This window comes from Winogradskyella sp. (assembly GCF_045105575.1).
GTDB lineage: Bacteria > Bacteroidota > Bacteroidia > Flavobacteriales > Flavobacteriaceae > Winogradskyella.
In genome coordinates this window covers 97429-110093 of record NZ_JBGCDQ010000048.1, presented here as the reverse complement: position 1 = coordinate 110093, position 12665 = coordinate 97429, and the positions used below count along the sequence as shown (strand labels likewise).

The window sequence follows — 12665 nt, the reverse complement described above, 5'->3', positions numbered from 1 at the left end:
TAAATAAGCTATAGGGTTTTGCTACTTCCTTTTGTAATTATTAGCAAATTTTTAGCACTTCAATTTTAAAAACAAACCTATTTTTCATTGTATCTTTGTGGTTCTATGAAAAAGAAAACCATTGTTATTATTGGTGCTGGTATTGCAGGTATTGCGGCAGCTATTAGGTTAAAATCTAAAGGCAATGATGTTACCGTTTACGAGGCCAATGCATATCCTGGTGGTAAACTTACGGCTTTTTCAGAACAAGGGTATCGCTTTGATATGGGTCCATCATTATTCACCATGCCACAATTTGTAGAGCAATTGTTTGAGGCGGCAAATCAGCCCATCGCAAATTATTTTGAATACAAAAAGAAAGCTACTGTTTGTAATTATTTTTATGAGGACGGTACCACATTTTCCGCAGTGGCAGATGAAGTTGAGTTTGCTAAAAATGCAGCCCACACTTTTAATGTTGAAGAAACTGATATTCTCAATTATTTTAAAAGAAGTAAAAAGAAATACGATTTAACCGCCTCCTTGTTTTTAGAAAAGTCCTTACACAAAACAGCAACCTATTTAAATGCGGACACGCTAAAAGCTATTTTTAATGTGAATAGTTTAGATATTGATACGACGCTTTCAGCTTATAATTCTAAAGTCTTTAAAGACGAACGCCTAGTGCAATTTTACAATCGTTTTGCAACTTACAACGGCTCGTCACCATACCAAACACCAGGAATTATGTCTATGATTCCGCATCTCGAACAATATTTTGGTACCTATTTTCCAAAAGGCGGTATGCATTCTATTACGATGAGTTTGTTTCAATTGGCAAAAGATATTGGTGTCGATTTCCAGTTGAATACCAAAGTCGATGAAATTATTACAGAAGGCAAAAAAGCGGTTGGTATTAAATTAGCCAATCAAATGGTTTCGGCAGATATTGTGGTGTCTAATTCTGATGTCGTCCCAACCTACCGTCAGTTATTAAAAAAACATAAAGCTCCCGAAAAAATACTACAGCAACCTAGAAGCAGTTCGGCATTAATCTTTTATTGGGGAATTACAAAAACATTTCCGCAGCTCGATCTGCATAATATTTTCTTTTCAGAAGATTACAAAACGGAATTCGATTTTATCTTTAACAAAAAAGACGTGCATAGCGATCCAACGGTTTATGTAAACATTTCTTCAAAAGATGAACCAAATGATGCGCCAAAAGGCTGCGAAAATTGGTTTACGATGGTAAATGTACCAAGCAACACTGGTCAAGATTGGGATGAGATAATTAACCAAACCAGACAAAATATTATTAAAAAACTCAGTCGATTATTAGGTGAAGATATATCCAAACTGATAGAATTTGAATCTATTTTAGATCCAAGATCTATTGAATCTAAGACCCAGAGTTACCAAGGAGCACTTTATGGAGCGTCTAGTAATAACAAATATGCCGCTTTTTTAAGGCATCCAAATTTTAAAAGTAGTATCGCTAATCTTTACTTTTGTGGCGGTAGTGTGCATCCTGGTGGTGGCATTCCACTATGTTTACTTTCTGGTAAAATTGTAGCTGATTTAATTGAGTCTTAATCGCATGAAACAGAATAAAAACTTTAAATTATACCTTTCAATCTTTGTCATTTGGCTATTTACAGTATCTGGTATTATTGGCATTTTATCGTCATATCAAGATTGGTTTTTGAGTCTAACACCTTTAAATCTTTTTATCACATTTATTATCTTAATTATCAATATTGAAGACTTAAAACCAAAAGTTGCTTTAGCCTTAAGTATTCCTTTTATTTTAGGTTTCGTCACTGAAGCTTTAGGAGTCAACTATGGACTTATTTTCGGCACGTATGCTTACGGTGAAAACTTAGGATGGAAAATTGCAGGTGTACCACTACTGATATGTTTCAATTGGGCATTATTAACCGCAGTTTCTGCAGATGTGTCGCGTTTTATTTCTAAAAATATCATTGCAGCAGCGTTGATTGGTGGTATTATAATGACTGCTATGGATTTACTTTTAGAGCAATCGGCACCACGTTTCGATTTTTGGGAGTTTGAAAACGGCATTGTACCACTTCAAAATTATATCGGTTGGGTAGCAACGGCTTTTGTGGCACATTTGGGTTATCAAGCCTTCGCCATTAAGACCAATAAAATCATTTCTTGGCACATTTTAATTTCAATTATTGTATTTTTCACCGTATTCTTATTCTTTTAAATGACAAAATCAGATTATATCATTTTAGGCGCTGGCGCATCAGGTTTATTATTAGCGTATCGCATGGCTAATGATTCCTTTTTTGATGAGACGTCTATTGTTATAATCGATAAAGTAAAAGATAAAGGCAATGACCGAACCTGGTGTTTTTGGGAAGAAGGTCTAGGCGAATGGGATTCTATTTTACACAAATCATGGTCTTCTGTTTATTTTGGAAGTGATTTCATTTCAAAACAAATAGACATTAAGCCTTACAAGTATAACATGATTCGCAGTGCGTCGTTTTACGATTTACTTTGGAAGACCATTAGTGAAAAATCAAACATCAGTTTTCAGCAAGCAGAGGTTTCTGGACTTCAGTCTATTGAAAATAAGGTTGTTGTCGAAACCAAATCGGGTCAGTTTGAAGCGTCAAAGGTATTTAACAGCTTGTTGTTTGATGATAGTTATAAAACACAAACCAAATTCCCAGTATTACAGCAGCATTTTATTGGTTGGTTTATTAAAACTGAAACTCCTCAATTTGATGCTGAGGTGGCTACCTTTATGGATTTTGAAATTCCACAACAAGGGAATACACGATTTATGTATGTATTGCCAACCAGTAAAACTGAAGCGTTGTTTGAATACACCTTATTTTCAAAAGAGCTATTACCTAAGGCTGCATACGAAACTGCGATAAAAGATTATTTAGACAAAAAAGGTATTAAAGACTATACCATTACCGAAACTGAAATGGGCTCTATACCTATGACTTGCTATGAGTTTTCTAAACAAAATACCAAAAACATATTACACATTGGTACAGCAGGTGGCTGGACTAAAGCGAGTACAGGTTATACCTTTATGACTACGACTAAAAAGACAAAAGCTTTGGTAGAATTTTTAAAAACGGAGGCTAACATATCTAAATTCGCAAAACGCACAAAATTTTGGTATTACGATTTATTGATGCTCGATGTGTTGGCTAGCGACAATAGCTATGGTGCAAAATTATTTTCAAGCTTATTTAAAAACACAAAAGTTACAACGATTTTTAAATTTTTAGATGAAGAATCAACTTTGATTCAAGATTTAAAAATAATTACTTCTGTACCATCTTGGCCTTTTATTAAAGTTTTATTTAAGCGTTTGTTTTAAGCAAAAAAAAATGCAAGCATCGGGATTTAACTTTTTTTTTCACACCTAACACCTAACACCTAACACCTAACTACTTTCATAAACTTGGCCTCGATGTGGTTTCAACGTATCTCTAATAGGTTTCATTTCAGATTCATCAACCACTAAATATGCTAAACTATGCATGTCGCTGATCGTTTCAACACCAGTAATACTTATGTCTAATTTGTTGATAGTAATGTATTCTTTGAGATGAATGAGATGATGTTCTGCTGTTTTTTGTCCGGCTGGACCTCTAAAATCCCAGATAAGTTTCAGTTGTCGCATGGTTGTACTGCTTTATAAATTTGGTTTATAAATAGAAGTTCCTTTTTCAACGAAATTCTTAAAATTAGTCATATAAGTTCTAGTCTGTTTTTTAAACGCACCTGGCATAAAAAAAAGCATCATGCTCATTTTAAAATTGGTAGGCTCAAATTCATTAACAGAAATCCATTTGGTAAAGCCTTCGTCTGTAGCTTCATAATAATTTTCCTGAATATTTCTAATGCCTTCTGTAGTATAAGTGGCATGAAATTCTTTTGGAAAATCTTGTTTGGTCAATGTTTCTAATACTTCCATCACACGATTCCCAAAACGGTATTTAAGTTTCATTTTGGCGCCCAACTGATTTGGCACTCCAGAAATATGTGCCGTACTCACCAAGCCTTCTTGCCAATGTTTCCAATTACTGGTAGAATTCAGTTTTTTAATCACTTCTGAAATGTTCTTTTTAATCAGTATTTCAGTGGTGTATTTCATACCATCTTTTATTTCGATAAAAGTATAAAAAGTGTCACCAAAAGTGTCAACTATTCGATGTTTGTTTCGTTTTTAGTGTTAAAATCATTATAAAATAATGCCACTTGTTATAATGGTGTGATTTTTACTACGTAACTAGCAGAAACAATTAAAATATTGCCTTTTAAACCGCTTGTGAAATAGGCTATTTATGTTATTTTTGCTCTGTTTCAAATGTGAATAACACAATCTGTACAATATAATAAAATTATAAATTATGAGTCTTAAATTTAAATGTCTGTTTTTAGTGCTTTTTGCATTAAATGTTTCGTTTTCTCAAGATACCGATGCTGTACTTTTAACAGTAGATGGTCAGCCCATTATGGCTTCAGAGTTTTTAAGAGTTTATAATAAAAATCTCGATTTGGTAAAAGATGAAAACCAAAAGGATATCGATGGTTATCTCAAATTATTTACAGAGTACCAACTGAAGCTAAAAGAAGCAAAACGCTTAAAATTAGACGAGGATAAAAATTACCAACGCGAATTTTCTCGATATAAAAAACAACTCATTCAAAATTATATATCAGAAAACGAAGTTACGGATACTTTAGTGAAAGAAGCTTACGAGCGCAGTAATATAGATATTAACGCAGCACACATATTAGTGCGCGTGGATGCTAATGCCAAAGATACCTTAACAGCTTACAACCAAGTTTTAGGGCTGAGAAAACGGGCTTTAGAAGAAGGCTTTGATAAAGTGAAAGCTGAAATGCATAACGGAAAAACCATCTTTATTGAAGACCTCGGTTATTTTTCAGCATTTAAAATGGTTTACGATTTTGAATCAGCCGCATTCAATACTCCTGTTGGCGAAATTTCAATGCCTTTTAAAACTCAGTTTGGATACCATGTGGTAAAAGTTAATGATAAACGTGCATCGCGTGGAACCATAACAGCGGCTCATATTATGGTTAACTTGGCATCTAAAGATTCGTTGCGCGATGCAGAACAGCGTATAAATGAAATTTATAAAAAACTAAACCAAGGAGAGCGTTTTGATGCGCTTGCTAAACAATTTTCTGAAGATAAAAGCTCGGCCAAAAACGGTGGAAAAATTTCACCATTTAAAAGTGGTCAGTTAAGTTCTATTGAATTTGAGGATGAAGCATTTGCGCTTAAAAATGATGGTGACGTTAGTAAACCATTTAAAACAGCATACGGTTGGCACATTGTAAAGCGTATGGAGTTAAAACCCATCGAAGCTTTTGAAGATGTGAAAACGTCTTTTGAAACTAAAGTAAAACGAGATTCGCGCTCTAAATTAATCAACGAAGCCATGGTAGCGAAGTTGAAGAAAAAATATAAGGTGAATTACAACAGCGACGCAAATGCTTATTTTACCTCTATACTGAATAAAGAAATGTATAATCGTGCTTGGAAAGTACCAGAAGATCTTGTAAAGTCTGATACTATTTTCACCATTAATAAACGACCGTTTTCTTATGAAGCGTTTGCGAATCATTTAATGACAGCACAAAGACTCTATACAGGAAAAGCAACTCCATTTGAAACCATAGTTGAAAAAGAATTTGAAAGCTTTTTTGAAAAGTCTATCCTTAAATATAGAGAAGATAATTTAGAAAATGAAAATGAAGAATTCGCAAATATCTTAAAAGAATACAGAGATGGCTTGTTGTTATTTGATTTAATGGAAAAGGAAGTTTGGAATAAAGCTGCTAAAGACTCTCTTGGTTTAGAAACGTTTTATGCCAAAAACAAAGCCAACTACCAATGGAAAGATCGTGTAGATGTGGTTATTGCAACATCTGCAGATCAATCAAAAATGAAACGGATTCTTAAATTGATGAAAAAAGGAAAGTCGGAAGAGGTTATTAAAGTGGCTTTAAATACTGAGGTTGAACAGAATGTTATTTTTACTAAAGGGTTCTATGATACAAGTGATCCTATTTTACCTGCCGATTTTAAAGAGAAGAAAGGGGTTTCTAAAGTTTATGAACACAATGAAGCTTTTCATGTCATAGACGTAAAGGATGTTCTGCCAGCGGGACAAAAAACTTTGGAAGAAGCAAAGGGTAAAGTTATTAATGATTACCAAGCCGAAATAGAAACCAATTGGATTCAAGATTTATACAATCGTTTTGAGATCGAGGTGAATAATGAGGTACTGGCTACAATAAAGGCTAAAATCGGAAACTAATTTATAATTTTGAAGCACAGCGTTTACATAATTCTTATCAGTTTACTGTTGGTGGGTTGCGATTTTTTTAAAAAATCAGACGACCTAGAGCCAGTGGCTAGAGTAAATGATAATTATCTGTATAAGGAGAATCTTAAAGATGTGGTGCCAAAAGGCGCTTCTTCGGCAGACAGTACCTTAATGATAAATACTTACATAAATCGTTGGGCAAGACAATTACTTTTAATGGATGGTGCTTTGGTGAATCTTTCTGAAGATAAGCAGCATGAATTTTCCAAATTAGTAGAACAATACAAACACGATTTATACGCAAAAGCTTATTTAGAGCGTTTAGTTAAAAAAAATATAGACACGATTGTAAAACAAGAGGAAGCACAATTGTTTTATGAAGCTAATAAAGAGTCTTTTAAATTGAATGACGATTTAATACAATTCAGATACATTAGTTTGGCTCTAAACCCAATTAATCTTGATACGATAAAAACACGTTTCAAACGTTTTGAAACAAAAGATAAAATGTATTTAGATTCTATTTCTGTACAATTTAAATCACACGTATTAAGTGATTCTATTTGGATTAAATTAAGCCGTGTGGTAGAAAAAATTCCGATTATCACCAGTGCCAATAAAGATCAACTGTTAAATAAAACTAATTTTTTACAACTCGAAGATTCATTAAACCTATATTTGATGTATGTGAAGGATGTACGCTTTCAAAACGATTATGCGCCTTTAGATTACGTTAATACGTCTATAAATAAAATTGTTATAAACAAGAGAAAATTAGAGCTCATCAAGCAACTCGAAAATGATATTACAAAAGATGCAATTAAAAACAATAAGTTCGAAATTTATAAGTAAGGTAGCCCTTTTGGTTTGCTTTATAGCTTTCAGTTTCACCAATGCCCAAGAAATTATTGATGATGAAGCGCCAGCTGCTGTCGTTGAAAAATCAATGGATAGCGTGGTTAAGAAAACACGAATTAAAGCAGATGGTGTTGCTGCCGTGGTTGGTGATTTTATTATTCTAGAATCAGATTTAGAAAGAGAAAAAGAACAATTTAAAGCACAAGGAGCCGATTTAGAAGGGTTTACGGATTGTGAGTTTTTTGGTCGTTTACTAGAAAATAAATTATATGCGCATCAAGCCATTCAAGATAGTGTTTTGGTCAATGAGTTATACATTCAATCTCGAGTAGAGCAACAATTTCAAGGTATTTTAGGACAAATGAATGGTGACCTTGATAAAATGTTGAAACTGTACAAAAAGGAGTCGGAAGAAGCCTTAAGAGAAGAGATGTACGAGATCAATAAAACGGGTTATTTAGCACAAGAAATGCAAACGAAAGTGACAGGTGATATTGAAGTCACTCCAGAAGAAGTGCGTACCTTTTTTAATGAGATTCCAGAAGATGAACGTCCAACATTCGGTACTGAGTTAAAACTAGCAGAAATTGTAGTGATACCAGAAGTGACTGAGGACGCACGAGAAGCTGTTATTGAGAAGCTCAACGGTTTTAAGAAAGATGTAGAGGAAAATGGTTCTAGTTTTACAACTAAGGTCTTATTTTACACCGAAGATTCTGGTTCTAAATCTACAGGAGGTAAATATACTTTGAATAGAAAACAACCAAGAATGGTAAAGGAATTTAGAGATGTGGCTTTTTCACTTCAAGAAGGTGAAATCTCTGATCCTTTTGCAACCGACTTTGGTTATCATATCATTTTACTCGAAAAAGTAAGAGGGCAAGAATATGATGTAAGGCATATTTTATTACGACCAGAATTAACACAAGACGCCATTCAAAAAGCGAAAGATGAAATTGATGAGGTAAGAGCAAAAATTGTAGATGGTACATTAACATTTGCTCAAGCTGCACGCGAATTTAGCGACCAGAAGGAAACAAAATACGAAGGTGGTCAGTTAACCAACCCAACGACACAAGATTTTAATTTTGAATTAACCAGAATGGAGCCAGAGTTATACTCGCAAATTCAAAATTTAAAAGATGGTGAGATTAGTCCTGTATTACAAGATGAAGATCGTATCAATAGAATTAAATTCAAAATTTTAACCGTTACAGATCGTATTGACGATCATGAAGCTGACTTTGCAAAAGATTATTTAAAAATTAAAAATCTCGCTTTACAAGACAAACAAATTAAAGCCGTAGAAAAGTGGCAAAAAGAAACCATTAAAGATACTTATATCAAGGTTAATAGTGTTTATCGAGAGTGTGATTTTCAAAGTAACTGGTTAAAAAAATAAGAGAATATGTCTGATGTTACTATCATCGAAAACTTCGTTAAAAAATATGCTGCCTTAAAAAAAGAAGTTGCCAAAGTTATTATTGGGCAAGATGCGGTTGTAGATCAAGTTTTAATTTCCATTTTTTCTGGCGGTCACTCGCTTTTAGTAGGTGTCCCTGGATTAGCAAAAACCTTAATGGTAAATACCATTGCACAAGCTTTGGGTTTAAATTTTAAGCGGATTCAGTTTACGCCAGATTTAATGCCAAGTGATATTTTAGGTAGTGAAATTCTTGATGAGAATCGTCAGTTTAAATTCATTAAAGGTCCTATTTTTTCGAACATTGTATTGGCCGATGAGATTAACCGAACACCTCCAAAAACACAAGCCGCTTTACTAGAAGCCATGCAAGAGCGTTCGGTAACGGTTGCTGGTCATCAGTACAAATTAGATTTACCTTATTTTGTATTAGCCACACAAAACCCAATTGAGCAAGAAGGAACGTATCCCTTACCAGAAGCACAACTAGACCGTTTTATGTTTGCTATTAACTTAGAATATCCATCATTTCAGGAAGAGGTGGATGTGGTAAAAGCCACAACTACGGATATTAAAATGACCGTGAATGCTTTATTTACGGCACAAGAGATTATTGATTTTCAGAATGTGATACGTCGTATTCCTGTAGCAGATAATGTTATAGAATACGCAGTGTCTTTAGTGTCTAAAACCAGACCAAAAGAAGCTACAGCAGCAGATATTGTAAAAGAGTTTGTAGATTGGGGAGCAGGACCAAGAGCATCACAAAATTTAATTTTAGCAGCTAAAACACACGCAGCCACTTTAGGTAAATTTTCTCCAGATATTGAAAATATTCAAGCCGTTGCCACAGGAATTCTAAGACACAGAATCATTAAAAACTACAAAGCAGAAGCTGAAGGGATTACTGACGAGAAGATTATTGAGAGTTTGTTTTAGGATAATCTTAAATAACAGCTTAGCCAATATTATAGTTTGAATAATCAAAAGATATCTATTTTTTATTCTGAAAATTAACCTTTCAATTCGTCAAGATTTTTCCATCCTGAAATGCCTTTAGATTTGAGTTGTAAAATACCATAAAGTAACCCGAATCTTATTCCAATTCCTAAAATATTATTTAGGGTTAGTATTCCCGATTTATCACTTATGTAGATATCGATGACGTAGGAAATCATAATGCCATAAAAGCCAATTTTATACCATCTAAATACCCAATAAATAGAAAGTATTTCAATGAAAGTAGCAAACAATTGTAAATACAATAAGTAGGTTGTGAACTTAGGAATTAACTCAATCATTTCGTCATAGAAGAATATACTACCAATTGCAGTTCCAAGAGACGTCAGAATTAATAAAATTAGATATAAAGTAAGAAGGATATGTCTGCTTTTATTCAACTTCTCCTTTGTTTTTAATTCTGTTACCTATGGCTCCGCTTACCATTGCGATAAGGACTGTTATTACAATAGATGTCCAATCAATACCACTATTGTCTGTTTTCATTACAAAGTGATAAGCGATGTAAGCTAAAGTTGGAAAGTAGATAATAAAGTTTCCTAATATTTTTTTATCCATAGGATGTATTGAAGTTTTGAATACTTATTCTTTCACAAATTTTAAAGTCGTCAACACTCCATTGTCAGTTTCAAGACTTATAAAATAAAGACCAGTTGAAAACGTGCTAACATTAATACCATTTTCATAGCGTCTTGATTTAGAAATCAATTTTCCATTAGCACTATAAATACGATATGTCAGGTTTTGAGATAATAGGTTATTGGCTATATTTAATTCTAATTGATCCTTTACAGGATTTTCAATAAGCGCTATAGCGTTATAGTCAAATTCATTAATGGATAGGGCTTGCTTTCTAAAAACGATACTATTGTTTATATCGGTAGAACGTTCTAAATCGCCAGTAGGTGTCAAAATCAAATGATCTCCATTATTTGTAATTTCAAATGTAAATACATTGAATTCTGGATTGCTTAAAATTGAAAAATAGGCAGTTTCAAGAGCGCTTATCGGATCGCAAACATTTGTAGTTGGTATGAAATTGTTGATTCTTAGGTTATCTCCATTATTAACATACATGTTATAATCTCCTTCAAAATCATTACAAACTCCAGTACCCTGAAAAGATATGGAACCAAAGAAAGGATGTACGTTATTTAACAACGTTAGGCTAGGCGAATTTGAAGATAAGCCATTAAAGGTTGTTCCGTTTTCTGTAACCGTATCCAAGTACCAAGTGCTGTGAAGACTGACTGTAGTTTCTTGTTTATTGTAAAAAATTTTATCTCCATTCGCATTGGTTAAGATTAAAGTTTGATTGTCTCCTTCACCAGTAATAACATAAGTAAATGCGCTTGATTCTGTAAAGTTGTTACTCAGTAATGCAAAATATATATTTTCAAAAGTAGCTCTTGGTGCGTTACCACAATCCATAGCAGTCATGCCTAAACTATAAAATTCAATTTCAGCGGTTGTCGATATATAGTAACCAAAAAAAGCGTTACAGGTCGATGTTCCATCATATTCTAAAAAGTTTTCAAAAGCAATATCTTCACTAAATATGATATTATTTACAAAGGGGTAAACATTGTTGTAAGTTGCATTGTCTATCAACATTGAATCCAAATACCATTCTCCTATTAAATCATTTTGGGCAGAAGAAAATCCGGTAATAAAAAGTAGTATGATAGAGATGTGTTTCATGATAAAACTTTAAAAGTTATTTAAAGTCACAAAATTTATCCGTGAATGGTTTCGCTATTGCTTAGGTTTTTCATGATATCAGCTTCATAGTTAAGCAGTTGTTCCCATTTGTCATCAACTTCTTTTCGGTCTCCATATTTTCGTGCAAAATTAAGAAACATGGTATAATGGCCAGCTTCGCTTATCATCAGTTTGCGGTAAAATTTGGCGAGTTTTTTGTCCTCTAATTCTTCAGAAAGTAATCTAAAACGTTCGCAACTGCGTGCTTCAATTAAGGCTGCATATAAAAGGCGATGCACTAGTTGTGTGGTTCTACTGCCACCTTTTGGAAAGAATTTGATAAGCGCAATAACATAATCGTCTTTGCGATCTCTACCAAGCGTCCAGCCATTTTCAACGATTTTATCGTGCACCATTTTAAAATGGCTCATTTCTTCGGTAACCAAATCAACCATTTCATTAATTAATTCCGTGTATTCAGGGAAACTTACAATGAGTGAAATCGCAGTGCTTGCTGCTTTTTGTTCGCAGTAAGCATGGTCTGTAAGGATATCTTCAATATTCTTTTCTACAATATTTACCCATCTTGGGTCGGTTGGTAATTTTAATCCGAGCATTTTTTTGAGGAATTAGGTATGGTAACATTAAGTTGTAAAGATACTGTGAAAATTAGTTGTTTTTAGCAATGACGTAAGAGATGATAACATGTCATAGCCAATATATTAGTCGTTTAGTTCACGCCTAATTGAACAATATTAGCAGTGCCTTTATCATTTATCAATAATCTGTGTGATGAGGATCTGTCCGTTTCAGGAATGGCGTACATAATGTCAATTAAAACCATATTGGTGTAGCTAGGATCATCATTAACGTCAATAGATTTTAAAACGCTAAGTGTATCAAAATTATACAAATCAGAGCTAACTGTTAAATTTGGATTGTAATTGAAGACTTTATTTACTTTTTGTTTATCAAATTGGTCTTTATAAATGAGTTTATCGTCTTTTGTGACGCGCACTTCAAACTTAAAATTTCTGTAATGTGTTTGGTAGTTGATGGTATCTTTAATTTTTGAAAACTGCACACTGTTCGTCATATCAGCATAGGTTTTTATGTGAACACGGAAACCATTGCTCATTACAGTATCTACTTCGCGTTCCATATAGTTTTCAGGAATATAAACGTGCGATTCAAGATTTACCGTTTTTTTGAATTTAGCAATGCTTTCTGATAAGGCTTGCTGCTGTGTTTTTTTGCCTTCGCAACTTGTTAAGGCTATGGTTATAAGTAATAGTATTAGAAATAAGTGTTTCATAATA

14 protein-coding genes are annotated in these 12665 nt (G+C 33.4%); 7 read left to right on the top strand and 7 right to left on the bottom strand.

Annotated elements, in window-relative coordinates; all coding sequences use genetic code 11:
* Positions 1-105: 105 nt before the first annotated feature.
* The 3 genes from crtD to AB8B52_RS12015 are packed head-to-tail and all read left to right on the top strand — an operon-like array spanning position 106 to position 3355.
* Complete coding sequence (gene crtD, locus AB8B52_RS12025; protein WP_406028435.1) at positions 106-1575, top strand: 1-hydroxycarotenoid 3,4-desaturase CrtD; 1470 nt, start codon at positions 106-108, stop codon at positions 1573-1575.
* Between the two features lie 4 nt (positions 1576-1579).
* Entirely contained in the window at positions 1580-2215 is a 636-nt protein-coding gene (locus AB8B52_RS12020) for a carotenoid biosynthesis protein (protein WP_406028433.1), read from the top strand.
* Positions 2216-3355, top strand: a complete 1140-nt coding sequence (locus AB8B52_RS12015) for a lycopene cyclase family protein (RefSeq protein WP_406028431.1) — start codon at positions 2216-2218, stop codon at positions 3353-3355.
* A 66-nt stretch (positions 3356-3421) separates the two neighbouring features.
* Here the strand turns inward: AB8B52_RS12015 and AB8B52_RS12010 are convergent, their stop codons facing one another.
* A complete protein-coding gene (locus tag AB8B52_RS12010) occupies positions 3422-3661 on the bottom strand; it encodes a hypothetical protein (protein ID WP_406028429.1) in 240 nt (79 codons plus the stop codon).
* Between the two features lie 12 nt (positions 3662-3673).
* Positions 3674-4135 carry an SRPBCC family protein gene (locus AB8B52_RS12005; protein ID WP_406028427.1) on the bottom strand — a complete coding sequence of 154 codons (462 nt, stop codon included), beginning with the start codon at positions 4133-4135 and terminating at the stop codon, positions 3674-3676.
* A 256-nt stretch (positions 4136-4391) separates the two neighbouring features.
* Between AB8B52_RS12005 and AB8B52_RS12000 the strand changes: the two genes are divergently transcribed.
* The 4 genes from AB8B52_RS12000 to AB8B52_RS11985 are packed head-to-tail and all read left to right on the top strand — an operon-like array spanning position 4392 to position 9564.
* On the top strand, positions 4392-6335 hold the full coding sequence (locus AB8B52_RS12000) for a peptidylprolyl isomerase (RefSeq protein WP_406028425.1): 1944 nt from the start codon (positions 4392-4394) through the stop codon (positions 6333-6335).
* Positions 6336-6344: 9 nt separating this feature from the next.
* Positions 6345-7196 carry a peptidyl-prolyl cis-trans isomerase gene (locus AB8B52_RS11995; protein WP_406028423.1) on the top strand — a complete coding sequence of 284 codons (852 nt, stop codon included), beginning with the start codon at positions 6345-6347 and terminating at the stop codon, positions 7194-7196.
* Positions 7159-8604 (top strand): peptidylprolyl isomerase, encoded by a 1446-nt coding sequence (locus AB8B52_RS11990; protein ID WP_406028421.1) that lies wholly within the window; start codon positions 7159-7161, stop codon positions 8602-8604. The genes AB8B52_RS11995 and AB8B52_RS11990 overlap by 38 nt, the downstream gene beginning before the upstream one ends.
* A 6-nt stretch (positions 8605-8610) precedes the next feature.
* Positions 8611-9564, top strand: coding sequence for an AAA family ATPase (locus tag AB8B52_RS11985; RefSeq protein ID WP_406028419.1), 954 nt, complete (start codon positions 8611-8613; stop codon positions 9562-9564).
* 74 nt (positions 9565-9638) lie between these two features.
* Here AB8B52_RS11985 and AB8B52_RS11980 read toward each other — a convergent pair whose 3' ends face one another.
* From AB8B52_RS11980 to AB8B52_RS11960, 5 genes are all read right to left on the bottom strand, one after another.
* On the bottom strand, positions 9639-10025 hold the full coding sequence (locus AB8B52_RS11980; protein WP_406028417.1) for a hypothetical protein: 387 nt from the start codon (positions 10023-10025) through the stop codon (positions 9639-9641).
* Positions 10018-10203 carry a hypothetical protein gene (locus AB8B52_RS11975; protein WP_406028415.1) on the bottom strand — a complete coding sequence of 62 codons (186 nt, stop codon included), beginning with the start codon at positions 10201-10203 and terminating at the stop codon, positions 10018-10020. Before AB8B52_RS11975 ends, AB8B52_RS11980 begins: the two co-directional genes overlap by 8 nt.
* A 24-nt stretch (positions 10204-10227) precedes the next feature.
* Positions 10228-11346 carry an META domain-containing protein gene (locus tag AB8B52_RS11970; protein WP_406028413.1) on the bottom strand — a complete coding sequence of 373 codons (1119 nt, stop codon included), beginning with the start codon at positions 11344-11346 and terminating at the stop codon, positions 10228-10230.
* Between the two features lie 35 nt (positions 11347-11381).
* Positions 11382-11963, bottom strand: a complete 582-nt coding sequence (locus AB8B52_RS11965; RefSeq protein ID WP_406028411.1) for a tRNA-(ms[2]io[6]A)-hydroxylase — start codon at positions 11961-11963, stop codon at positions 11382-11384.
* A gap of 113 nt (positions 11964-12076) precedes the next feature.
* Positions 12077-12661 (bottom strand): hypothetical protein, encoded by a 585-nt coding sequence (locus AB8B52_RS11960; protein ID WP_406028410.1) that lies wholly within the window; start codon positions 12659-12661, stop codon positions 12077-12079.
* Positions 12662-12665 lie beyond the last annotated feature (4 nt).